Source organism: Flavobacterium sp. 1, assembly GCF_002797935.1.
GTDB lineage: Bacteria > Bacteroidota > Bacteroidia > Flavobacteriales > Flavobacteriaceae > Flavobacterium.
In genome coordinates, this window is the sequence record NZ_PGER01000001.1 from 1,729,610 (window position 1) to 1,755,214 (window position 25,605).

At 32.7% G+C, this 25,605-nt stretch carries 23 protein-coding genes; 13 read left to right on the top strand and 10 right to left on the bottom strand.

Annotated features, from left to right (window positions below; translation table 11 throughout):
- Positions 1 to 75 precede the first annotated feature (75 nt).
- Entirely contained in the window at positions 76 to 456 is a 381-nt protein-coding gene (locus CLU83_RS06950; protein ID WP_100430934.1) for a RidA family protein, read from the top strand.
- Here CLU83_RS06950 and CLU83_RS06955 read toward each other — a convergent pair.
- The 5 genes from CLU83_RS06955 to CLU83_RS06975 form a co-directional block, all read right to left on the bottom strand.
- Positions 437 to 811 (bottom strand): methylglyoxal synthase, encoded by a 375-nt coding sequence (locus CLU83_RS06955; protein ID WP_100430935.1) that lies wholly within the window; start codon positions 809 to 811, stop codon positions 437 to 439. The genes CLU83_RS06950 and CLU83_RS06955 overlap by 20 nt on opposite strands.
- Before the next feature lie 3 nt (positions 812 to 814).
- Positions 815 to 1,666, bottom strand: coding sequence for an N-acetylglucosamine kinase (locus tag CLU83_RS06960; RefSeq protein ID WP_100430936.1), 852 nt, complete (start codon positions 1,664 to 1,666; stop codon positions 815 to 817).
- Between the two features lie 137 nt (positions 1,667 to 1,803).
- Entirely contained in the window at positions 1,804 to 2,808 is a 1,005-nt protein-coding gene (gene gap / locus CLU83_RS06965) for a type I glyceraldehyde-3-phosphate dehydrogenase (protein ID WP_100430937.1), read from the bottom strand.
- A gap of 50 nt (positions 2,809 to 2,858) precedes the next feature.
- A complete protein-coding gene (gene pfkA, locus CLU83_RS06970) occupies positions 2,859 to 3,845 on the bottom strand; it encodes a 6-phosphofructokinase (protein ID WP_100430938.1) in 987 nt (328 codons plus the stop codon).
- 317 nt (positions 3,846 to 4,162) lie between these two features.
- Positions 4,163 to 8,605: a translocation/assembly module TamB domain-containing protein gene (locus CLU83_RS06975; protein ID WP_232727001.1), complete on the bottom strand. Its 4,443-nt coding sequence runs from the start codon at positions 8,603 to 8,605 to the stop codon at positions 4,163 to 4,165.
- Between the two features lie 203 nt (positions 8,606 to 8,808).
- Between CLU83_RS06975 and tsaD the strand changes: the two genes are divergently transcribed.
- The 7 genes from tsaD (at position 8,809) to CLU83_RS07010 (ending at position 15,579) form a co-directional block, all read left to right on the top strand.
- On the top strand, positions 8,809 to 9,831 hold the full coding sequence (tsaD, locus tag CLU83_RS06980; RefSeq protein ID WP_100430939.1) for a tRNA (adenosine(37)-N6)-threonylcarbamoyltransferase complex transferase subunit TsaD: 1,023 nt from the start codon (positions 8,809 to 8,811) through the stop codon (positions 9,829 to 9,831).
- A gap of 2 nt (positions 9,832 to 9,833) precedes the next feature.
- Positions 9,834 to 10,541 (top strand): 16S rRNA (uracil(1498)-N(3))-methyltransferase, encoded by a 708-nt coding sequence (locus tag CLU83_RS06985; protein WP_100430940.1) that lies wholly within the window; start codon positions 9,834 to 9,836, stop codon positions 10,539 to 10,541.
- Between the two features lie 6 nt (positions 10,542 to 10,547).
- Positions 10,548 to 11,186: a DUF4159 domain-containing protein gene (locus CLU83_RS06990; RefSeq protein ID WP_100430941.1), complete on the top strand. Its 639-nt coding sequence runs from the start codon at positions 10,548 to 10,550 to the stop codon at positions 11,184 to 11,186.
- 447 nt (positions 11,187 to 11,633) lie between these two features.
- On the top strand, positions 11,634 to 12,581 hold the full coding sequence (locus CLU83_RS06995) for a zinc metalloprotease (protein ID WP_100430942.1): 948 nt from the start codon (positions 11,634 to 11,636) through the stop codon (positions 12,579 to 12,581).
- 154 nt (positions 12,582 to 12,735) lie between these two features.
- The gene (locus CLU83_RS07000; protein ID WP_100430943.1) at positions 12,736 to 13,827 is read left to right on the top strand and encodes an AI-2E family transporter; all 1,092 of its coding nucleotides are present in this window, start codon (positions 12,736 to 12,738) and stop codon (positions 13,825 to 13,827) included.
- Between the two features lies 1 nt (position 13,828).
- The gene (locus CLU83_RS07005; protein ID WP_100430944.1) at positions 13,829 to 15,010 is read left to right on the top strand and encodes an SAM-dependent methyltransferase; all 1,182 of its coding nucleotides are present in this window, start codon (positions 13,829 to 13,831) and stop codon (positions 15,008 to 15,010) included.
- Between the two features lie 2 nt (positions 15,011 to 15,012).
- Complete coding sequence (locus tag CLU83_RS07010) at positions 15,013 to 15,579, top strand: hypothetical protein (protein ID WP_100430945.1); 567 nt, start codon at positions 15,013 to 15,015, stop codon at positions 15,577 to 15,579.
- An 80-nt stretch (positions 15,580 to 15,659) separates the two neighbouring features.
- Here CLU83_RS07010 and CLU83_RS07015 read toward each other — a convergent pair whose 3' ends face one another.
- The 5 genes from CLU83_RS07015 to CLU83_RS07035 form a co-directional block, all read right to left on the bottom strand.
- Positions 15,660 to 16,835: a porin gene (locus tag CLU83_RS07015; protein WP_100430946.1), complete on the bottom strand. Its 1,176-nt coding sequence runs from the start codon at positions 16,833 to 16,835 to the stop codon at positions 15,660 to 15,662.
- A 6-nt stretch (positions 16,836 to 16,841) separates the two neighbouring features.
- Positions 16,842 to 17,504 carry a carbonic anhydrase gene (locus CLU83_RS07020; protein ID WP_100430947.1) on the bottom strand — a complete coding sequence of 221 codons (663 nt, stop codon included), beginning with the start codon at positions 17,502 to 17,504 and terminating at the stop codon, positions 16,842 to 16,844.
- A 284-nt stretch (positions 17,505 to 17,788) separates the two neighbouring features.
- Positions 17,789 to 17,995, bottom strand: coding sequence for a hypothetical protein (locus tag CLU83_RS07025; protein ID WP_100430948.1), 207 nt, complete (start codon positions 17,993 to 17,995; stop codon positions 17,789 to 17,791).
- Complete coding sequence (locus CLU83_RS22660) at positions 17,992 to 18,114, bottom strand: hypothetical protein (protein WP_255410940.1); 123 nt, start codon at positions 18,112 to 18,114, stop codon at positions 17,992 to 17,994. The genes CLU83_RS07025 and CLU83_RS22660 overlap by 4 nt, the downstream gene beginning before the upstream one ends.
- Before the next feature lie 421 nt (positions 18,115 to 18,535).
- A complete protein-coding gene (locus tag CLU83_RS07035) occupies positions 18,536 to 19,204 on the bottom strand; it encodes an SLATT domain-containing protein (protein WP_100430950.1) in 669 nt (222 codons plus the stop codon).
- Positions 19,205 to 19,872: 668 nt separating this feature from the next.
- Here CLU83_RS07035 and CLU83_RS07045 point away from each other — a divergent pair.
- The 5 genes from CLU83_RS07045 (at position 19,873) to CLU83_RS07065 (ending at position 25,547) form a co-directional block, all read left to right on the top strand.
- A complete protein-coding gene (locus CLU83_RS07045; protein WP_100430952.1) occupies positions 19,873 to 20,490 on the top strand; it encodes a GNAT family N-acetyltransferase in 618 nt (205 codons plus the stop codon).
- 131 nt (positions 20,491 to 20,621) lie between these two features.
- The gene (locus CLU83_RS07050) at positions 20,622 to 21,815 is read left to right on the top strand and encodes an argininosuccinate synthase (protein ID WP_100430953.1); all 1,194 of its coding nucleotides are present in this window, start codon (positions 20,622 to 20,624) and stop codon (positions 21,813 to 21,815) included.
- A gap of 141 nt (positions 21,816 to 21,956) precedes the next feature.
- Positions 21,957 to 22,934, top strand: a complete 978-nt coding sequence (argC, locus tag CLU83_RS07055; protein WP_100433650.1) for an N-acetyl-gamma-glutamyl-phosphate reductase — start codon at positions 21,957 to 21,959, stop codon at positions 22,932 to 22,934.
- A gap of 92 nt (positions 22,935 to 23,026) precedes the next feature.
- Complete coding sequence (locus CLU83_RS07060) at positions 23,027 to 24,163, top strand: aspartate aminotransferase family protein (RefSeq protein ID WP_100430954.1); 1,137 nt, start codon at positions 23,027 to 23,029, stop codon at positions 24,161 to 24,163.
- Positions 24,164 to 24,350: 187 nt separating this feature from the next.
- Positions 24,351 to 25,547, top strand: a complete 1,197-nt coding sequence (locus CLU83_RS07065) for a glutamate-5-semialdehyde dehydrogenase (protein ID WP_100430955.1) — start codon at positions 24,351 to 24,353, stop codon at positions 25,545 to 25,547.
- Positions 25,548 to 25,605: the final 58 nt, after the last annotated feature.

Sequence of the window (25,605 nt, forward strand, 5' to 3'; positions counted from 1 at the left end):
CCCATATTCACTAAAAAAACAAATGCGACTGCTACAAAAATTAATACTAATACATAATTTAAAAATCATTCTCGTATGAAGACAATAATCTATACCCAAAAAGCTCCAGCACCGATTGGTCCATATAACCAGGCTGTTTTAAAAGGAAATACTTTATATACATCTGGTCAAATTGCACTAGATCCAGCTACAATGGAGTTAGTAATAGACAGCATCGAATCAGAAACGAAACAAGTGATGGAAAATATGAAAGCAGTTCTTGAAGCAGCAGGAATGACTTTTGAAAATGTAGTAAAGACTTCTATTTTTATTTCTGATATGAATGATTTTGGAAAAATCAATACTGTTTACGGATCGTATTTTAATGAAAAAACCGCTCCAGCTCGTGAAACGGTTCAAGTGGCATGTTTGCCAAAAAATGTAAATGTAGAAATCTCTATGATTGCTGTGCTATAGCATCTATTAACAATTGTGCTGTTGCTTCATTTGTTGCTAACGGTATATTGTGTACATCGCAAACACGTATAAGCATGTTAACATCTGCTTCGTGAGGATGACTAGAAAGAGGATCTTTAAAGAACAAAACCATCTGTGTTTTACCTTCGGCAACTCTACCCGCAATTTGTGCATCACCTCCTAACGGACCTGAAAGCATTCTTGTGGTTTTAAAACCAGCTTCTTCGGCTCTGCCTCCGGTAGTTCCGGTTGCTATAAACTTTATCTTTTCCTGTTGCAGTACTTCACGGTTTTTAATCAAAAATTTTACAATATCTTCTTTTTTCCCGTCATGCGCAATAATTGCTATCTCCATATCTTAACTATTTGCTACGTGATAAGCTATTAAGCCATCAATTGGTCTTCTTAATACATTACCTAACTGCAGTTCATATTTTTCGAAAATTTCGGCTAATTCCTCTTTTAAATAAAAAGCAATAGAACCTACAAAATGTACTGGTACTTCTTTACAGTTTTCATACTGCTTAATATAATTTTTAATAAAAGATTTCATTGCTTTGAATATTATCTTACGGCAAAATTCATGCTGTTTATTCTGAATTAAGAATTTCGCAAAAGTGGCAAGATAAGCATTGGGGTTTGGTTCTTTGTATAATTTATTTTTGATATAATCAGGTTCCAAATTATACTCTTTTTCAAAGACTTCAGCCAATTCTTTTGGCATTTTATTAAAATAGTATTTTCTGATTAGCTCTTTTCCAAAAACATTTCCACTGCAATCGTCCATTACAATATAACCTAATGACTGTACTTTTTGCTCTAAAACAGTACCATTAAAGTAACTGCAGTTTGAACCTGTGCCAAGAATACCAACAATTGCGCTTTCACCTTTTGGAGTAGTAGCAAAAACAGCAGCATACGTATCTTCTTCAACAACCACTACAGCATTCGAAAAATATTCTCTGAAAATTTCAGAAAGCATTATTTTCATTCTGTCAGTTCCGCAGCCTGCACCATAGAAAAATAAGTGGGTAGCGGTTTTTTTATTCTGTAATATATCAAAACGGTCATTTAGGCGGTCTATAATCTCATCACCGTTAAGAATTTCTGGATTTAAACCTAATGTTTGTGTGGTAAACATAACTTTCCCATCGTCATCTATCGCAATCCAATCTGCTTTAGTAGAACCACTGTCAACTATTAATTTCATATTATTTGGTTTGTTTTATTGGTTTATGATTTTTTGCTTTCCATAACTGTAACTATATCTTTTAAAAATACATAAGAAAACAAAATAACAAAATCCCATTAATTTTGAATTAATGGGATTTCGCAAAATTATAATTTTTATTTTAATGAACTAATATGAACAGCCAAATCAATTAATTTGCTTGAATATCCATATTCATTATCATACCAAGATACCAATTTAAAGAAAGTTGAATTTAAGCCAATTCCTGCAGTAGCATCAATGATTGAAGTTCTTTTGTCAGAAATAAAATCTTGAGATACAACAGCATCTTCAGTATATCCCATAATTCCTTTCATTGTAGTTTCAGAAGCTTTTTTCAAAACAGCCATAATTTCTTCATAAGAAGTTTCTTTAGCAACTTTAACTGTTAAATCTACTGTAGAAACGTCAGCAGTAGGAACACGGAAAGCCATACCTGTTAATTTTCCATTCAATTCTGGAATAACTTTTCCAACCGCTTTTGCAGCTCCAGTTGATGAAGGAATAATATTTATTGATGCAGCACGACCACCTCTCCAGTCTTTTCTAGAAGGTCCGTCAGCAGTCATTTGAGTTGAAGTTGTAGCGTGAACAGTTGTCATCAAAGCTTCAACAATTCCAAAATTATCGTGAATAACTTTAGCCAAAGGAGCTAAACAGTTTGTAGTACAAGATGCGTTAGAAACAACTACATCAGATGCTTTTGCAGTTTCGTGGTTAACTCCCATTACAAACATTGGAGCATCTGCAGATGGAGCAGAGATAATTACTTTTTTAGCACCGCCTTTAATGTGCTCATTTGCAGTTTCGATAGTTGTAAAGATACCTGTACACTCAGCTACTACATCAACATCAACTTCATTCCATTTCAAGTCAGCTGGATTTCTTTCGGCTGTGATACGAATATTTCTTCCGTTTACATAAAGTTTTCCTTCTTTAACTTCTACAGTTCCATCAAAACGACCGTGAACTGAATCATATTTTAACAAGTATGCTAAATGATCAACATCTAATAAATCGTTGATCGCTACAACTTCTATATTATCTCTGTTGAAAGATTCTCTGAAAACAATTCTTCCAATTCTACCAAATCCGTTTATTCCTAATTTTACTTTTGACATTGTATTAAATTTAAATTATTTATTTTATTTTACTTTCTTAATTTTTAATTTTAAATCGACATAATATCTGATACGCGGAGTAATTCCTGATCAATTTCAGTATGTCCTTTAATTGCTTGTTCTAAAGGTGTAAGCGCTATTTTATCAGCCAATAAACCAACCATATAGTTTGATTTCCCTTCTAATAAACATTCTACTGCTTTTACTCCCAAACGGCTGGCCAAAACTCTGTCAAAACATGACGGTGCTCCACCACGCTGCATGTGGCCTAATACAGATACACGCACATCATATTCTGGAAAATTAGACTCAACATAATCCTTTAGTTCAAAAACCGTTTTACCAATTTTATCACCTTCTGCAATTACAACTATACTTGATGATTTGCCTGCTGCCTTGCTTTTTCTCAAAGAATCTAACAAACGATCTAATCCTAAATCCTCTTCTGGAATAAGAATTTCTTCAGCACCAGCACCAATACCGGCATTCAATGCTATATGACCTGCATCACGTCCCATAACTTCAATAAGAAACAATCTGTTATGTGAACTTGCAGTATCACGAATTTTATCAATTACTTCAACAACTGTATTTAAAGCAGTATCATAACCCAAAGTATGGCTTGTGCCAAATATATCATTGTCAATAGTTCCAGGAATTCCCATTACTGGAAAATCATATTCTGAATTAAATAACAAAGCTCCTGTAAAAGAACCGTCACCTCCGATTACTACTAAAGCATCAATACCGGCTTTCACAAGGTTTTTATGAGCTTTTTCACGTCCTTCTGGGGTTTTAAAATCCATTGACCGAGCAGATTTTAAAATAGTCCCTCCTTTATTTACAATGTTATTTACACTTCGGGGTCCCATTTCTTTAAAATCCCCTTCAATCATTCCTTGATAGCCTCTATAAATACCAACACATCCTATGTTATGAAAAGCACATGTTCGCACAACAGAACGAATAGCGGCATTCATTCCTGGAGAGTCTCCTCCAGAGGTAAGTACACCTATCTTTTTTATTGTTTTTGACATTTTTTTAAGTATTAAAGTGTAAATTTAGCAAATATCAAAGATATTTTAGGGGTGCTTTCTAAGATTTTAATAAAATAACTGAAATTCAAACGTTTTCGTTGATAAGTTTTCTTTATTAGAAAAAAGCTTCTAAATATTTCTTTTTTAAACCAAACTATTGGCTGTAGGATTAACTTTCTTATAAATTCATTTTACTAAAAAAACGACAGATTTGCTGTTTTCGAATACCTTTTTAATATGTAAAAATGAAATAAATAATAAAACTAAAAATGACCTAAAAACAATCAATAAGTTTCTAAAAAAAGAAACTTATAAAACTAATCTTCCTCGGGAAGGACAGCGTCCTGATTAACTTTTGGCTTGTCTGTATTTGGGGTTGCGGGTTTTGTAAATTTTATAAAATCAGGATTTAAATTAGAATCAGAATCAGCTTCTTTTACGCTCTCTTTTTTCTGCTTTTTATTTAATTTATTGTTATTAAACATTTTGTCTACTAATTCTTTAAAAGTGTCAAAATCGACTTCATAGGAAATACCGACACCTTGAGTATATCCAATATCCTGTCCTATATAATTGATATCATTTTCTTTATTAAAGAAATGCAGATTAAAAGATCCATCCTCATTCATTCTATATTTAATATCAATATCTCCAACAACCGATGATTCATGAACTCCTCCAAATGGAACACCAATTTTTCCATTTATAGTAATTCTTTCATTGACTTTTGAAGAAACAATTGCTTCAAATCTGCCATCGGTTTGTGAACTTGGTCTATTATCAGGAGAAACAACATTAAAATTCATTTCAAACTTCTCGTCTGTTGAATGCACAATACTACCCAACATACCCGAAGCTGTTTCATACAAACTCGAAGATACAGCTTGACTAGATCCATCCTTACTTAGAAAGCTCCCTGTGGACAATAAATACAAAGCTTGTGTCTGTCTAACATCTTTATCAGACAACTCGGATTCTAATTCTGATTTCATAACACTTTTAATCGTTGGAAAATCAATCATGAAATCTGGTTCTGGATGTGACAAGTCGCCATGAATTCCGATAACTACTTCTACATCAATTTTTTTATTAACACTTGAATTTTCAAGTAACAAAGCTGGATTTGCAGATGTTTTATAGACAGCCTCAAGATTCAATTGCGCCCTCATAGGATTACCTTCCCAAACGATTGACCCTCCTTTTTTGACATTGAATTTTTTATCTATCAATCCGCCGTATTTAAAATTATAAGTTCCGTCATAAGGCAAGAAATCTCCCCACATTCTAAAATCACCCAAAGTATTTATTTTAAACAATAGGTTTCCATTCCCCCTGCCTTTCATACCGTGTCCAGAATTTCTATCCAAAATTACTTCGACCTCTGCGTTTGGAGTGATTTCTAAATCAAATTCTAATTCAAGTCCATTATAATTTCTGGTCTTTTCAACTATACCTTTTTGCAAATTGAATTTTTCCTTAGGAGTAATGAAATGGATAAAGCTATTTTCACTTACACTTTCGGCATTATTTATTGGTATTTTAAGTACTGTTCCTTTTTCAGATTTAGCATCTACCTTGATAACCAATCCGTTTGCAGGGCCTTTAATTGTAGCATTTCCATTAATAAAAGCGGTACCAAAATAAGCTGCATCTTCGCTATCTTGAGTATCTAAAACAAGAAGCCTTTTAGAATTTATGGCCAAATCCAACTTCCAATCAGAAAAATTCTTATGTTCCACTACTCCGTTCAAAGTTCCTATTGTCTTGAATTTTGTATCCGTCAGCGTATTATTTCTAAAAAGAAATTTTTCATCAGTCAAATCAATAATAGTTCTGTCTTTTAAAGCATAATCAACATTTAAATAAGGTACGCTTAAGCCACCATTATTCACATAAAGGCGTCCGTTGATATCTGGTTTTTTTACCGATCCCCCAATGGTTGCATTACCAGACACCAGCCCTCTAATATTAGAAATAACATCACCTCCTAAAGAATTTAAGGTAGCCAAGTTGAATCGGTCAAATTTAAAATTCAGGTCAAATAATGTCTCTTTATTTACAATTTCAAAATTCCCATCTGCACTAAAAGATTCGAAATCTTTATTCTCAATAGTTGAATACAAAGTAAATTTCTTAAAATCCTCATCTCCTTTTATATCAAATTTTAAAACACCAAGATCATAATTATTGACTTTCAAATTATCAATGACTAATGAGGCTGTTGGCTTATAAACGAGTTTATTTTGATAATAATTAATTTTACCATTCAAATTTCCATTAATAGCAAAACTTTCCTGAGCCGATGTTAACGCATTAATATCAAAATTCTTAAACTCAAGATTAACATCCTTATATGAATTGCCTTTGAATTCGCCGTTAAGCTTTATTTCTTGATCTTTATTAGAAAGTATAAAATCATCAAGCTTAAACTCGCTTAATTTTTTATCAAAAACTAAGCGGTTATTAGATGAATTTTGTTCATTCAAAAACCACAAACTGTTTTTTAATTTAATCTCCGATTTACTAAAACCAATTATATTTTTATTATCCTTATCAATAGTATGATATAAATCTAAATTAAAATAATCATCCCCTTTTGAACCTCCTTTAAATTCAGTTCGGAAAAACAAAGTATCTTTTGAAGTAACATTGATTAAACTAAAATCCCTGATTTTATACATTTTAGTTTTAATGCTGTCCAATTCAATATAGGCGTTATACAACGGATTCTTATTATCAATTGAAACCCGAATATTATCAAAAGAATTATCCGAAGCTGTTATAGTTGGTGAATTAAAATTAAACTTAAATTCATTGTTATCGGAATTAATAATCCCTTTTACTATCGTATTTTCACTTATTTTTATTTCAGGAAAAAACATCTCAACAATTTTACTATAAACTTCAAAATTAAACTTTAAAAACTGTCCTTTTCTAACTTTTACTGGTCTATAATTTGTATAAAGACTTCCCAAAGAATTTGAAATTAAACCTTTTAATTCTGCAAATTTAAATTTACCCACAATAGTTCCATTAGTAATATCTGGTGCTGTAATTTTTATGGTTCGGATTCTTTTTTCGTCAAAACTTGAATTTAAATTAAAATCATTAAACTGGTATGTTTTTTTAGGATTAACATAAGTAGCATTATTTATATAAATATTACCATGAAGATCCTCAATAGAATTTCCCTGCACATCAACGATAGCATCTCCCTTAAACTGAGATATTGTATCACTGACAAAATTCAATTTGTGCAATTCAGCATTATCAATTTTTATCTGAAAATCATATTGGCTTTCTTTTTTACTTAAATTAACCAAACCGTCAAAGTTCATTTTCAAATTAGGGTCATTTACAATAATTGATCCTTTATACAATGGCAGTTTAAAATTGCCATTTATTTTTATGTTTTTATAATTATACCCATTATAGGCAATTTTAGACACATCTCCTTTTAATGAAGTATCCAAATACTTTTCCGAAAATCCTTTTCCATCAACATCTAAATTCAGACTTACTAAAGACAAATTTTTATTATCTAAAAGATTACCAATATTAAAATCATTCAAAACAACATATCCCTTATAGGCTGCTTTGTCGCTTTGATCCATATCTATAATCGTAAATTTAGCAGTCACCCCACCCAAATCAGTTTTTGAAGTAAGATTTGCATGAATAGAAGTTGTAGTAACTTGTGTATTACCAACGAATGAAACATTTCCCAATTTCTTTATAATAACAGGCAGTTTTTTTCCTAAAACATTCGGCAGGATGCCAACTAAATCAGTATAATTCGAATTTAAATGATCAAACTTCCCGTTCATGTAGAATTTTTGATCCTTGTTCCCTAAAAGATTTTTAAAGTTAATAAAACCAATTACCCTTGTACCTTTATTATCATTTAGGCTTAAGTCCAAAAGCTTTAAATTATTCAGCGGTCCGGTAATACGACTTCTAAGCTTAAAAATCCTGTTCCTTCCTAATTCGTTATAAAAACATCGAATATCATTCGAAGCTATTTTTGCCGATTTTAGTTTAAAATCAAACTCTACTTTATTTTCAAAATCTGAAAAATCTTCAATTTCATAATTCAGCGCGGCATAACCTTTAATAGTAGATTCTTCGGTTTTTAATTCCATTTTATCCAGTATCATGTGCTGCTGTGTGAAACTGTAATTCCCTTTTAAGTTTTTTATATACACTCCTCTATGATCCAAAAAAGACATTTTTTGAATATTCGCATATACTTCGGGACCATAGACTTTGAAATTGGTAACTGAGATTTTCAATCGGGTAAAATCAACAGATTTTGGTGTCTGATGATTCTCATTTATCAAAACAAATCTGCCGTTTGACAAATCAACACTCGTAGCAGTCAATAAAAAAGGTTTCTTGGAAGGTGTCTTGCTTGTACCAAAAGCATCTATAAAATAATCCAGATTTGTCTTTTTTTCCTTTTTATAGGTTTTTAAATTAAAAAGAACGCCATCCAGAGCTATATCACTGAAAATCAAATCACCATCCAGCATTTTTTTGAACCCTAGAATTGTTGTATTAATTCTTTTGGTGTAAATTAAAGTATCTTTATGATGATCAATAATTAAAACTTTTTTAATCTTAACACCGCCAAAAAGAGTTAGCTGTACTTCATCAACATTCATTTGGATACCAAAGTCTTCATTGATGCTTTTCATGAAATACTGTGCCAGATTTGTCTGGACAAAAGGCGTAGTAATTGCTATAAAAAGTACTAACAAAAGTAATATTAGTCCAACGAAAGTACGGAATACTATTTTTTTAATCTTTTTGATACGTGTTCGTTTTTGTTTTTTTGGTACAAATAAATAATTTGCCTTTAGAAATGGCAATATCTTAACTAAAAATCTTTAATTTTGGCCAGCTGTAAAAATACTCTTTTTATGGCAATACATCAAATATACTTCAAAAATCATCTGTTTATATGCAAATTCCTGAGGTTTTTATACTTGCCATAGAAAGTTCATGCGATGATACTGCTGCTGCTGTATTGTGTAACGACAAAGTACTGTCTAATGTTGTTGCCAACCAGTTAATTCATACTCAATACGGAGGTGTCGTTCCTGAATTAGCTTCTCGTGCGCATCAGCAAAATATTGTACCTGTCATCGAAGCAGCATTAAAAAAAGCAAATATCAAAAAAGAACAATTGTCAGCAATAGCTTTTACACAAGGCCCTGGACTTATGGGGTCGCTTTTAGTAGGGAGCTCATTTGCAAAATCAATGGCTTTGGCATTAAGAATACCTCTTATAGCGGTAAATCACATGCATGCTCACATTTTGGCTCATTTTATAGATGAAGACGATTTTGATAAACCTGAGTTTCCTTTTTTGGCATTAACCATTAGTGGCGGACACACACAAATTGTCAGGGTTGATGATTTTTTTGATTTAACAATCATCGGAGAAACCACAGATGATGCAGTTGGAGAAGCGTTTGACAAAAGTGCCAAAATATTAGGACTTCCCTATCCCGGCGGACCTTTGGTCGATAAATATGCTCAATTAGGAAATCCAAAAGCTTTTCCTTTTACTAAACCCAAAGTTCCCGGATTAGATTTCAGTTTCTCTGGATTGAAAACTGCAATTTTATATTTTATTCAAAAGAAAAAAATTGAAAATCCTGCCTTTATAGAAGAAAATCTAAATGACATCTGCGCATCTATTCAGTATACTATTATTGAAATTTTAATGGATAAATTAAAAATGGCCGTAAAGGAAACAGGTATTAAGCAGATTGCAATCGGAGGCGGTGTTTCGGCCAATTCCGGGATTCGAAATACTTTAAAAGCAACAGAAAATAAATACGGATGGAAAACATTTATTCCAAAGTTTGAATACACAACCGATAATGCTGCAATGATTGGAATTGTAGGTTACCAAAAGTTTTTATCTAAAAAATTTGAAACGGCAGATGTTGTTTCTAAAGCAAGAATACAATTTTAATTATGCAATTATTTTATAATCCAACAATAAACGAAACTACCGAAACTTTTTCCTTTGATAAAGAAGAAAGCAAACATATAATTAAAGTATTACGTAAAAAAGACAGCGATATTCTTCATGTTACTAATGGATTAGGACTATTATTTAAAACAGAAATCACTTTAGCATCAGATAATAAATGCACTGTACAAATAGTATCTGTTGAAAAAACTGAAACTCCAAAATACAAATTGCATCTTGCTGTTGCACCCACAAAAATGAATGACCGATATGAATGGTTTCTTGAAAAAGCAACCGAAATTGGCATACATGAAATCACACCTATTATTTGTGACCGCTCTGAAAGAAAAGTGATTAATATAGAAAGATTTGAAAAAATCATTCTTTCTGCCATGAAACAATGCAATCAGCTGTACCTTCCAAAATTAAATCCTGCTGTCACTTTTAAGGAATTCTTAAAAGCTGAAAAAACTGGAACAGTATTAATTGCTCATTGCGAAGAAACCAATAAAAAATCATTAAAATCTGTTGTTGCACCCAACACTGATTATACAATACTAATTGGGCCAGAAGGTGATTTTTCAAACAAAGAAATTGAATTGGCGCTTGGAAACAGCTATATTCCTGTATCTTTGGGAGAAACAAGATTAAGAACAGAAACTGCTGCTATCGTAGCTTGTCATAGTGTAGTCTTTACTAATGAAGATTAGATTTATATGAAAAAAGTATTGTTTGTATTATTATTCATTTCCTTTCCTTGTTTCTCACAAGAAATCGCTTTGTTAAAATACAATGGCGGTGGAGACTGGTATGCAAATCCAACCTCTTTGCCTAATCTGATAAAATTTTGCAATACTAATATACATACACAAATAAAATCGAAGCCCAGAACTGTTGAACCAAGCAGTCCTGATTTGCTTTCGTATCCGTTTGTACACATGACAGGGCATGGAAATGTTGTTTTTAGCGATGCCGATGTAACCAATCTTAGAAAATATTTATTGGCTGGCGGATTTCTTCATATTGATGATAACTACGGAATGGATCAATACATACACAAAGAAATCAAAAAAATATTCCCTAATGAAAGCTTAATCGAAATTCCGGCAAATCATCCTATATTCCAAAAACCATTTGTTTTTGCAAATGGTCTGCCTAAAATTCATGAACATGATGGGAAAAGACCTCAAGCTTTTGGGATTTTCATAGAAAATAAACTTGTATTGCTTTATACATACGAATGTGATCTAGGTGATGGCTGGGAAGATGCTGAAGTACATAACGACCCTTTGGAGGTTCGCGAAAAAGCTTTAAAAATGGGAGCTAATATCATTAATTACATATTCACAAATTAATTTCCTCTAAAACTTTGCAAAATATTATTTCAACACATAGAAGAAGTACATTTTCTTTCCACAAGCAATTTTTAAAAGCGCAAATATCTGTTTTTTTTTAACATCCAAAAATCTATTTTTTTATGTTGAAAAAATTACTCCCGAGTTAGATTATCAATTCATTAAAAATAAAGTCATAGCATTTTTGTTTTTTAGAACAAAATTTAACAAGTATAAAATTACTTTTATTATTCGTTTTAATTTAATCAAAAGCCATAAAGTATATTTTTATTAAAAAAAAACCTACGTAATTACACCTAAATAACCATTTTTAAACCCAGTAAAAGCAATACTTTCTTAAAAAAAACCTAAATATATGCTGCTGAAATTTGTTATTCGTGCATTATTGTTATAAAATTGTAAAATAATTAACCAAATAAACATATTTATAACAAAAACCCAACACTTATGAAAAAATTAATTTTATCAGCAACGGCTGTACTTTTATTGTTTTCTTGTCAAAACGATCAAAATGAAACTGCAAATGAAACAAATGCTGTTACACAGCGAAAATGTGCCTCACAAGATGTTTTGGAAGCTCAATTAAAAGCAGACCCAACATTAGCCATTAGAATGAATCAAATTGAAGCTTTTACTCAGAATGCAATATTAACAAAACGTTTAGTAAACGGGAAAATTGAAATTCCAGTTGTTGTCAATGTTTTATACAGAACTGCTGCTGAAAATATTTCTGCTACACAAATTCAATCTCAAATTGATGTTTTGAATAAAGATTATAATGCTTTAAATTCTGACTACAACTCTGTACCAGCTTTATTTGCAGGAGTTAAAGCCAGTGTAGGGATTACATTTGTACTGGACCAAGTAGTGAGAAAATCAACTACAAAAACTTCATGGGGAACAAATGATGCAATGAAAAAAACAAGCACAGGCGGTCTTGCGCCAATCTCTCCAACTACAAAACTAAATATGTGGGTTTGTACTATTGGAAGTGATATTCTTGGATATGCACAATTTCCTGGAGGGGCTTCGGCTACTGATGGAGTTGCTATTGATTCTAGATTTTTTGGATTATCTGGATCGGCAAATGCGCCATTCAATCTAGGAAGAACTGCTACTCACGAGGTGGGACACTGGATGAATTTAAGACACATATGGGGGGACGCTACTTGCGGTAGTGATTTGGTATCAGACACGCCTACACACAACGATAAAAATTTTGGTTCACCAACTTATCCACACTACAGCACTTGTTCTGGTACTCCTGTAGAAATGACAATGAATTATATGGATTACACTGATGACAATGCAATGTATATGTTCTCAGCAGGTCAAAAAAGTAGAATATCTGCCATTTTCTTGTCTGGTGGTTCAAGAGCATCTTTCAGGCTTTAAATTAATTTGCTATTATTTATAAGAACTCGCTACTTGTTAGCGAGTTTTTTTATCTTTATAACCTGAGTAGTTCAAAAATTACGGATTTCATCAAAAAAACAACTATTTTGCTTCAAATGAAATCACACTCAGACATATAACTAAATAGAACTATATGATTACATCCAAAATTATTGCAAATGGTATCGTAAGAGCTGTTGCCGTTTTAATTTTAGCTGCATTAGTACTTTATTTTCTATATCAAATTCAGAATATATTAATTTATCTTTTGGTTTCATTGATACTGACTCTAATTGGCTCTCCAATTTTAAACTTTTTGAAAGAAAAGCTAAAATTCAAGCATACACTAGCTACAATAACGGTTTTATCTATTTACTTTTTAATGATATTTGGTTTTATAATGATGTTTATTCCTTTGATAATTTCGCAGGGGCAAAATTTATCTCTTTTAAACACAACTGAAATAGAAAGAAACAGCTTAGAACTTATTCAAAAAATAAACACTTTTCTTGAAGAGCATCATATCGATTCTGCAAAGGTATTTAATCCTAACAGCTTTAAATCTTTCATTAATTTTAATACTGTGCCTAATTTTTTAAATTCGGTTTTAGGAACAATCAGCGATTTTGGAATGGGATTTGGTTCAGTTTTATTCATTACGTTTTTCTTTCTCAAAGACAGATCAATTATTTTGGAAGGAGCAAAATTATTAATTCCCGATTCGCACGAAGAAAAAATATTAAACTCTGTCGAAAAAATAAACCTATTGCTTTCCCGCTATTTCATTGGATTATTGATACAGCTATTTATTGTTTTTATATTATATGCCATAGTTCTTTTTATTTTTGGAATACCAAATGCTTTGGTAATTGCTTTTTTGTGCGCTGTTTTAAATATCATCCCTTATTTAGGTCCGCTAATTGCTTCAGTATTTGCTGCGGTTTTGACAATGCTAAGTAATTTAGGTTCCGATTTTCAATCCGAAATTTTGCCTACAACAATTTATGTATTAATAGGCTTTTGGGTAGTGCAGTTAATTGACAATAATTTTTCGCAGCCTATTATTTTTTCTAAAAGCGTAAGTTCCCATCCGCTCGAAATATTTCTGGTTATATTGATTGCGGGTTTCTCATTTGGGATTTTAGGAATGATCATAGCAGTCCCGCTATACACCATTTTGAAAGTAATCTGCAAAGAATTTTTCCCTGACAATGAGTTTATACAAAACATAACAAAAAACATATAAATTGAACTTAGACCTTTTAAATCCTAAAATACAGGAATTTATAAATTTAAATATTGGAGTTTCTGTTTCAAAATTGGCACTCCAAAAAAATCCGTTCCCAACAGTCGAATGGATTTCAATTTTAAATCAAATCGCAGCAAAATCAAAAGCAAAAGACAAACTGCCAACTTGGTTTTCAACTCCAAATATTATTTATCCAAGTAAAATTTCGGTAGAGCAGACTTCTTCCGAAATGACAGCATTACACAAATCATCGATTGTTTCGGGCGAAAATTTAATTGATTTGACTGGAGGTTTTGGCATTGATGATTACTATTTTTCTAAAAGAATAAAAAACATAGTGCATTGCGAAATCAATACAGAACTGTCTAAAATTGTACGGCATAACTTCAATCAATTAAACAATAGCAATATCACTTGCTACGCTGGCGACAGTAATGAAACATTGTCAAAATTAGACACAAAATGGGATTGGATATACATTGACCCTTCAAGAAGAAATGACACTAAAGGCAAAGTGTTTATGCTGAAAGACTGCCTGCCGAATGTTCCCGAAAATCTGGATTTTTATTTTGAAAAAACTAATTCAATTTTAATAAAGACAGCACCAATACTTGACATTTCTGCAGGAATCAATGAATTAAACCATATTAAAACAATACATATAATTGCAGTTGACAACGAAGTAAAAGAGCTTCTTTGGGAATTAAAAAGAGATTATAATGGGGTTATTGCCATTAAAACAGTAAATCTGGCTAAAGAAAAAACCGAGAGTTTTGAATTTAACTTAGATGAAAATCAGTTACAGCCAAGCTTTAGCCTGCCAAAAAAATATTTATACGAGCCCAATAGTGCCATCATGAAATCCGGAGGTTTTGACGAAGTTGGACTGTTTTACAAATTAGATAAACTGCAAAAACACTCACATCTTTATACTTCCGATGAATTAATACCATTTCCCGGCAGAATTTTTGAAATAGAAAAATGCATTCCGTATAACAAAAATGAAATGAAAAACTATCTGGAGAACCAGAAAGCAAATATCACTACCCGAAATTTTACAGATTCGGTAGAAGCTATCCGAAAAAAATGGAAAATAAAAGAAGGCGGGAATTTATATTGTTTTTTTACAACTGACGAAAATAACAGTAAAATTGTTTTAATTTGCAACAAAATAAAATAAAAATGAAATACATACTGGTTCTGGCATTCTGCTTTTTAAGTCTTTCTATTTTCGCTCAAAGACCTTGTGAATACGCAACAAATATTACCGATTCTATTGGCACATACAAATCCACAAAAGAATATTTACTGCATGAAAAAGTCTTTGGAGGAAATTCTAATTACATTTTTGGATCATTTGCATTAACTGACGGATTACCTACATTCACACTGCAATTTATTCAAAAAAGTAAAGATTTTGTAGAAGCAAATTGTTTTGATAAAAATTCAAAAATCTACCTGCAATTGCAAAATGGCAAAATCGTAACACTTATACATATTGACCAACTAAGCTGTGGATCATTAATTCGTGACGACAAAGGTTTTGACAACAGGGTAAAATCAGGAACATTTCTGTTTACAAAAGACAACTACGAAGAACTGAAAAAATCTCCTGTAATTTTAATGCGGATAAAATACCTGACGGATACAGAAGATTATATATTCAAAAAAGAATTCACAGCTGAACTTGATGGAAAAACATATCAGCCCGAAACTTATTTCATGAATAACATCCGATGTATAGAATAAAAAACAAATGGTAAAATCATCAAATAAGCTTATTAGCTAACCATTCTTGATTTTACCATTTGTTTTGAAATTTTATTTAATCACAAAATCATCAATGGTGCAATTATACCAAAACTAAGCTGACCGGTTGTCCCATTCACTGCTCCAAAATTCTTTTGGGCGTAGTCTGAATAATTGTTCCTTTTGGCAATATAACCCGCATAAAACTTCATATTAAAGTCGGCAAAAGGCGAATACTCAACAGTAGGAATAATACCGTAGGAAGTCAATAAATGACAGCTTTTATTTGGATCTGGGTTACCATTCCAATAAGCGTTATCACTCATCAGCGTAAGCAAAAGATTCAATTTTGGGCGAATTTGATATTCCGCTCTAATCCAATTTTCTACATAAGAGACATTCTCTGCCGCATACGCATACTTGGTTTTGATGATATTTGAAACCACACATTTTTGATCCAAATCCTCTTTGCTGTACTGAAAATCATAATACACCGCCAGCTTATTGTTTTTATACTTGTTTCCCAGTGAAATCAAATTTCGGCTGGCATTTTCGGCATCCATAAAATAACCGTAGCTGTAGGTCGTTTCCATTTTTCCGCCAAAAAAACTGCCTTTCCAATTGCCAACGGCTGCCAAAGGCGTTTCTGCAGCGGTAATCCCCGGAGGGGCAGCAGTGCCAAATTGATCCTGAAACGTTTTGGTTCGAGAATTCAGCACCTGAAAATTAAACTTGTTCTTATGATCTGTTAATGCATACGAAAGTGAAGCTCCTGCCATAAAATTTTCGCCATAATTGTTTATGGTATTATACGATAAGATTTCAATAGGATTCGTCAAAAGTTCATAACCTCCCCAATCCCCTATCATTTTCCCAAAAGACAATTTCGTTTGCGGAGCCACATCAATTGTCAAATAAGCCATATCAACCGTACGGCTGGCATTGTCGATCGTGTTGGGATCGGCAATTTTGGTATATCGGTTTCGGAATCTAAAAAAAACTTTATCGTGAATTTTTCCTTTCACCTCAAATCGGAATTGATTTACCGAAAAAAGGGAATTCACATGTTCATTATCCACAAAGTAATTATCAAATGCCAAACGGGTATTAAAGATAACATCAACGTCTTTTAACAAAGAAGCTTTCGAAGTTGGAATCAAAGGAGTTGCCGTAACATTTTCTTTCGAGATTTCATTTTGCCCAAAAGAAAAAACAGGCATCAAAACAAGCATCCAGTAAATAAAATAATTTTTCATTATTAGCTATTGTATATTTTTAAAAGTTACTTTACCCGACTCAATATCATACAAAGCACCAATAATCGTAATTTTATTGTGGTCAAAACGCTCTTTCAAAATTGGTCCAGCTGTTTTCAAGAAAGCAACCCCATGAGCAATATTGGCGTCTATGGCTTTATCAACAGACAATTTATCGACACCCGACAGATTTTTTTCTTCGTTTTCACTTTCGATGTAATTCATTATATTTTTAATGTGGTCCTCGTGATCATAATGTCCTTTTGAATCAATAAATGCTTTTATGGCTCCACAGCTTTTGTGTCCCATTACAACAATTAATTTGCATTCCAGATGTTCAACAGCATATTCCAAACTCCCCAATTCGTAATCACCAATAACATTTCCGGCGGTTCTTATAGAAAAAATATCACCTAGGCCTTGGTCAAAAACAAGTTCGGCCGGCACTCTGGAATCCGAACAGCTCACAACAACGGCAAACGGATGCTGTCCTTTTTTGAGTTCCCGCAATCTTTCTAAAGTTTCATCGGGATGCATGGGTTTTCCCGAAGCAAATCGGCTGTTTCCTTCTTCGAGTTTTTGAAGCGGGGATAAATTGATGTTTTCAGTGTGGTTACAAGCAGAAAATGCGCTTATAAATAACAGATAAAGCAGTCCTTTTTTAATCATGATAGTTTCCTAAATTGCGACAAATCTAAGCTGTCAAAAAGTTTAGGCGAACTTGTCCTTGTCTATGAAGTAACAAATTTAAGGTCATGAAATCTCGCAAATATTGACATTTATCATATTTGGAGGATTAATTTTATCTAAAAATAGATGTTAAAAATTATCAAACGATATAGTTGATAAATAGTCTTGTAATTATTTTAATTTGGAAAAAGCAACTATCAAAGTGTTTATTAAAATTAATGATAGTTCGAAAATTAATCAATACATTTCCGGAGTTAATGTAACTATGAATAAATTTTCCTGATGCTGTCCATATAATGATAAATCACGGTAGAATCATTGTACGTGAAAGCCTCAAGACTTAGATTTGTTTTGGAAGCGGCCAATATTTCTTTTTCTACAGACATTTTCAAAGCAGCAACATCAATATTTCCTTTTAGTACACGTACCAAAGTAAAATCATAAGGATATATTTTAATTTCTGAAATCAATTTTTAGATTCTAGCAATTCGGAAATGGCTTTTTGAGCTTCATCTGTCAATTTTTCATTTCTTAATTTACTTTCCAAATTTTCTATCGATAATTCTGAACTGCTTTTTAAAAAACTCAACCCTACTGTCTTTTTGGTTTTCTATTTTTTCATTATTTTCAGCAAACCATTTCGTTTTTAAATTCAATAATTCATTTCTTCTTTTGTAGCATATTACAATAAATATCAAAAATGAAGGAATACTTATTACACCAAAATTTAATCCAAAAGCCAAGCTAAATTTGGCAATATTAAACACCGAAAATAGCAACAGGAAGAATAAAACAGACAAACTAATTTCATACTGTTTTTTATAAGTTACAGTCGAAACAGAAAGCCCAATGATAGCCAAAATAAAAAAGAAATCGAATTTATAATTAAAATATAAAGAAGTAATTATACTTAACCAAAGTATTGCAATAACTATAAGTTCAGTTTTAAGTGTTTTTATTTTTTATCTTTTTCAATTTATAACCTATAATTTAAACTAAAGAGATGTTTTTTATTTAGATATAATCATAACTAACATTATTGCTGGCATTACCATTAACAGGATATATATAAATTTTGTCTGGAAGAAATATTGTAATTTAACAATAATTGTGTTAAACTTAGTATTTGGATAATAATCTGGGTAATCAAGTCTAAATTTTTTATTATCAATACGTTCATGATTTTCATATTTTCTTAATACATTTTGATATTTAATCTGAAGTTGTGTACTAAATTCCATTCTTTCCTTTTCCGTTGCATTCACTTCATAAGATTTATAAGTTTGTATTTCATTATAAATATCTGCTAAATCTAATGCGCAATCGTGAAAACTTTTTGCTTTAACCAAATAATTCTGTGAGTTTTCAAATATTGAAAATATTAATAAAAAAATTGAAAGCGTTGTTATTGTAAATGCAATTAAGTTCGGATTATATACTTTTAAATTATATAGATTGTAAACCGACAAAAACCCAAATACTATTAAATATGCAGATAAAAAACTTAAACCTAAATTAGAATATTTGGAAATTGTTCTATTTCGAGAGTCAGCATTAAATCTTGCTCCCTTCGTTGACCAAACTTTATGTTTTAATTCATCTAAAAATGGTTTATCAAGATGCTCTTTCCCCTTATCTTTTATAAACTTTCCATTTTCTGTTTCAAGCATTTTTTTCATTTTTTTTTTAGCAGTTAGATAATTTGTTTCTTCTTATACACTTTCCCAAATATACCTAATATCCCTTACAAATTTCAAAAAGGACCTTTTATTTCTTAGACGTTTTTAGTCTAAAGAATCTCTTATTTTTCCTTAAACTGTGATGTATGACACGCCCAGATAATTTTGAAAAGCCAAATTTCAATCCACTTTCTTCCTTGCGAAAAAAGAAAAATTACAGCCTGCAAAACCGCTTTTTAAATTGTAATTTTCTTTTTTATTACAAAAATGGCTTGATTTGTTAAAAATTTGACTTTTACAAAAAATTTAGCATTTGGTTTAAAAAAAAGATGTAATTTTGCGCCAATGAAAAAAATAGAAACATATATAACATTTATCTCTCGGATAATTACACCTAGGACTTCTCCCGAAGTACGGATGCTATAACTATAGCTTCCATAGTGTAACCACATTATATTTATTCATTTCTTATTTTATCGTTTTGAAATTATTTCCATTTTTATTTGGATTAATACATCCTAAAAAAGTTACCAAACAAATTTTATCTATCTGTAATTCAATTATTTGGATTGTTATTTCTTGCTTTTGTTCTATATTTGACATCGCAAAAAATGAGCATTCCAAACTCTGTTACAGCACATTTTTTAACCTAAAACATAACTCTTGAAATGAACATTTCTATTGTAGTAACTCAGGAAGAACATTATAAGTATGCGCAGGAAATATGCGATACGATAGAATCGTCTGCCCTGTTGAGAGGTACTGGAATTGCCAAAAGAACGCCAGAATACATCCAAAAAAAGATGGAAAAAGGCGATGCTGTAATTGCGCTTAACAACGGAATCTTTGCCGGTTTTTGCTATATCGAAAGTTGGCAGCACGGGCAGTTTGTTGCTCACTCTGGTTTAATTGTACATCCAGATTACAGAAATTTGGGACTTGCCAAACAAATAAAATCGTTTGTGTTTGACTATTCGTTAAAAAAATACCCAGATGCGAAAGTATTCGGAATCACCACAGGTCTTGCTGTAATGAAAATCAATTCGGATTTAGGCTACAAACCGGTTCCGTTTTCAGAACTTACAAACGATCCTAGTTTTTGGAAAGGATGCCAGACCTGCACCAACTTTGAAATCCTGAAAAGCAAAGATTATAAAATGTGTTTGTGTACGGGGATGCTTTATGATCCGGCCGAAAAACCAAAAGATCCACCCAAACACCCTTTCAATGTAAGGATTTGGAATCGCCTGAAAGAAATTAAACAAGCGCTTTTCTTAAAAAAGTAATCCCCTTCCCAACCCTCCCCGAAAGGGAGGGAGTTAAGAGGAAGAAAAAATAAATAATAAAATAAATAACATTTGCCACACAGTCTCCCCCTCCTTCGGAGGGGGCTGGGGGGAGGAAAAACCATAATAACATGAAAAAAGTAGTTTTAGCATATAGCGGAGGATTGGACACATCATACTGTCTTAAATATTTGAAAAATGAAAAAGGGTATGAAGTTCATACCGTATTGATCAACACAGGTGGTTTTGACGATGCCGAACTAAAAGCTATTGAAGACAGAGCTTACGAATTAGGAAGCGCAAAACACGCAAGCCTTACCATCCTAGATAAATATTATGATAAAGCGATTAAATATTTGATTTATGGAAATGTGTTAAAAAACAATACCTACCCATTATCAGTAAGTGCTGAACGTGTTTTTCAAGCTATTGAAGCCATAAAATATGCTAAATCTGTTGGTGCAACTGCTATCGCTCACGGAAGTACCGGTGCCGGAAACGACCAAATTCGTTTTGATTTAATTTTCCAAACCATTGCTCCCGAAATTGAAATCATTACTCCTATCAGAGACTTAAAACTTTCAAGACAAGAAGAAGTTGATTATTTAGCAAAAAACGGCGTTCACTATTCTTGGGAAAAAGCACAATATTCTATCAATAAAGGACTTTGGGGAACAAGCGTTGGAGGAAAAGAAACTTTGACTTCTAGCCAGCCACTGCCTAGCGAAGCGTATCCATCGCAATTGCAAAAAACTGGTGAAGAGAAAGTGACTTTGGAATTCAAAAAAGGAGAATTGGTTGCCGTAAATAGTGTAGCTGACAAACCTTCGAATAACATTGTAGTTTTAGAAAAATTAGCCAATGCTTACGCAATTGGTAGAGATATTCACGTTGGTGATACGATTATCGGAATTAAAGGAAGAGTTGGTTTTGAAGCTGCTGCTCCATTAATCATTATCAAAGCACACCATTTGCTGGAGAAACACACTCTTGGAAAATGGCAGCAATACTGGAAAGAACAGCTTGGAAACTGGTACGGAATGCTATTCCACGAAGGGCAGTTTTTGGATCCGGTAATGCGCAACATCGAAACTTTCCTTGAAGACACTCAAAAAACGGTAAACGGAACTGTAACCGTTTCTTTGAAACCATACCACTTTTCATTGGACGGAATTGAGTCCAAAAATGATTTGATGAATACTGGTTTTGGTCAATATGGAGAAATGAACAATGCTTGGACGTCTGACGATGCGAAAGGATTTATCAAAATTTTGGGTAATGCCCAAAACATATTTTCATCTGTAAACAACGAAACTTACGAATAATCTATTACCAACAAGTTTCTTCAAAAATTTTAAACTATTAAGAGATTAAGTAGCATTCAGCTTAATTTCTTAATGGTCCAAAACAAAAAAAATGTTTTAATAGATTCTTTTGTAAGACAAAAAATCTTAAAATTAAAAATTATGATTAATGTTGGAATAATAGGCGGTTCAGGTTATACTGCGGGAGAACTCATCAGAATATTGATGTTTCATCCTAATGCAAAATTAGATTTTGTGTATAGTACAACAAACGCCGGCAAACCTCTTTCGGTGGCTCATCACGATTTGTTGGGCGATATCGAAATGAATTTTACCGATACCGTAAATCCTAATGTAAATGTAATTTTCTTGTGTTTAGGACATGGAAAATCAAAAACCTTTTTGACCGAAAATCAATTTGCAAGCCATACCAAAATCATCGATTTAGGAAATGATTTCAGATTGCACAAAGACGAAGTTTTTGACGGAAAAAAATTCATTTACGGCTTACCTGAATTGAATAAAACTGCGATTAAAAATGCTCAATTCATTGCTAATCCTGGTTGTTTTGCTACTGCGATTCAATTGGCTTTATTGCCATTGGCGGAAGCCAAATTATTGAACAGCGATGTGCATATCAACGCCACAACCGGAAGTACCGGAGCTGGAGTTGGACTTTCAGAGACTTCACATTTCAGCTGGAGAAACAACAATATGTCACATTATAAAGCTTTTGAACATCAACATTTGGGAGAAATTTCAGAAAGTCTGCACCAATTGCAGGATGATTTTACAAATGAATTGCTTTTCATTCCGAACAGAGGGGATTTTCCAAGAGGTATTTTTGCAACATTATACACCACTTGCAACGAAAGCTTGGAGGATCTTGTAGCAAAATACGAAGCATTCTATAAAAACCAGCCTTTCGTAACCGTTACCACAACAGCTATCAATATGAAACAGGTGGTTCAGACAAATAAATGCATTATTAGTTTAATGAAAAAAGGAAACCGGATTTTGATTACTTCGGTAATCGATAATTTAGTCAAAGGTGCCTCGGGACAAGCCATCCAAAACATGAATTTAATGTTTGGATTGGAAGAAACTACAGGATTGCATTTGAAACCAAGCGGATTTTAACAATAAAGTTGATGGTTGATGGTTATTGGTTAAGTTGGTGTTTCCATCAACTTAACCAATAACCATCAACAATCAACCAAAAACTAAAAACAATGAACTTATTTGACGTTTACCCATTATACCCTATTACTCCTGTAAAAGCATTAGACTGCACAATTACAGATGATAAAGGAATTGAATATTTAGATTTATACTCTGGTCACGGAGTAATTTCAATAGGACATACGCATCCTGATTATGTTGCGAAAGTAAAAGCACAATTGGATAATTTGAATTTTTATTCGAATGCGATTCAGAATCCATTACAAGTAGAATTAGCGGAAAAACTAGGCAAAATGTCTGGTTTGACAGATTTCAACCTATTCCTTTGCAGTTCTGGTGCTGAAGCCAATGAAAATGCTTTGAAAGTAGCTTCTTTTCATACGAATAAATCAAGAGTAATTGCTTTTGATAATTCATTCCACGGAAGAACTTCTGCAGCTGTTGCCGTTACGGACAACAAAAAAATTGTTGCTCCAATCAATGCGCAACAAGTGGTTACATTTTTGCCTTTGAACCAAATTGATTTGGTAGAAGCAGAATTGAAAAAAGGGGATGTTTGCTCTGTAATTATTGAAGGAATTCAAGGAGTTGGTGGTTTAGATCAAGGAACAACAGAATTTTTCCAAGGATTGGAGAAACTTTGCAAACAATACGAAGCGGTTTTGATTTTGGACGAAGTGCAGTCAGGTTATGGAAGAAGCGGTAAGTTTTTCGCTTTTCAACACCACGGAATAAATGCCGACATTATAACTACGGCAAAAGGAATGGGGAACGGTTTCCCAATTGGCGGAGTTCTAATTTCTCCTAAATTCAAAGCTAGCCATGGTTTATTAGGAACTACTTTTGGCGGAAGTCATTTGGCTTGTGCGGCAGGAATCGCGGTTTTGGATGTAATCGAAAATCAAAAACTAATTGAGAATACAAATAAGGTATCAGAATACTTTTTTGAGGCAATCAAAGTTATTCCTGAAATCACGAAAGTGAAAGGAAAAGGATTGATGCTTGGCGTTGAATTTGATTTTGATGTTAGTGCTTTAAGAAAAAAACTGATTATTGAAAAATACATTTTTACAGGCGGAGCCAACAATAAAAACTTATTGAGAATTCTTCCTCCGTTAACGATTACTACTGCTGCAATTGATGCTTTTATCATTGCTCTAAAAGAATCGCTGGCTGAATTGAAATAGTATGGCTGCGTGAGGGGATAGCAGTGGAGCTCTTTTTTATTTTCAATTGCCACGGGTTTAAACCCGTGGCAATTGAAAATAAAAAAAGCGGGAACGAATAGCCCGACCTCGTTGTGATTTAATGTTCATGAAATAAAACAAACGTTATACAACGAGGACACGCCCAAAAACTAACTAACCAAAAATTATGAATACAATACTTCCAATCGAAAAAAGAAATGCTGTTTTGACCACAATGGCTGTTTTATTAGAGCAAGAAAGAGAGGCGTTAAAAAGTATCAATCAACAGGATTTAGCCAATTATTCAGGTGAAGATTTGGCAATGGAAAAACGTTTGCTTGTAGATAATACTAAAGTTGACGCAATGATTCTTTCGTTGCAGCAATTAGCCAGTCAGGAGGATCCTGTAGGTCAGGTTCGTTTTACTTTCACCCATGAAAATGGAATGAAAATCAGCAACAAAACTGCCGCTTTTGGAACTATTTTAATCATATACGAATCTCGTCCAGACGTAACTGTGGAAGCGGGAGGAATCGCTTTTAAATCGGGGAATAAAATCCTTTTGAAAGGCGGAAAAGAATCATTGCTTTCGAATCAAAAAATTGTGAGCCTTTGGCATCAAGCTTTAGAAAGTAATGATGTATCAACTGATTGGGTTGAATATTTGAATTATGATAGAGTTCAAACTCAGGAATTCCTTGAAAAACCAACACAAAAAGTCGATTTGATTGTACCGCGCGGTGGCGAAAAATTAATTGAGTTCACCAAAAAACATGCTACCTGCCCTGTTATAGTAAGCGGCCGCGGAAACAACTTTGTATACGTAAATGCCGATGCCGATTTAGAAAAAGCAATGGCGATTATCATTAACGGAAAAACATCCAATATTTCGGTTTGCAATGCTTTAGACAAAGTATTAATTGACACTAATCTGCCAAATTGGGAAGTATTTGCAAAACAATTGGTTACCGAATTAAAGAAATTTAAAGTTACGATTTTAGGAGATGATGCTTTCGCAAAAGCGACTGGAGTTAAAGCTATTGAAAATGATTTGATTTGGTACGAAGAATTTTTAGATTATAAAATCGTGATTGGAACCATCAATTCCAATCAGGAAGCGATTGCCAAAATCAATAAATATTGCGGCGGTCACTCCGCTTCTATTATTACTAAGAGCGAAGCTTTGGCACAAGAATTTATGGAAAATGTGGATGCTTCATCGGTATATCATAATGCTTCAACTCGTTTTACCGATGGAGGGCAATTTGGTCTTGGCGGAGAATTAGCCATCAGTACTGATAAATTACACCAACGCGGGCCAATTGGATTACAGCATTTGGTGACCAATAAATGGTATGTATATGGCGATGGACAGATTCGTTAAAAGATTTTTGATTAACGATTTTTGATTTTAGAGTACCGTAAAATGTTTTGCCAATATT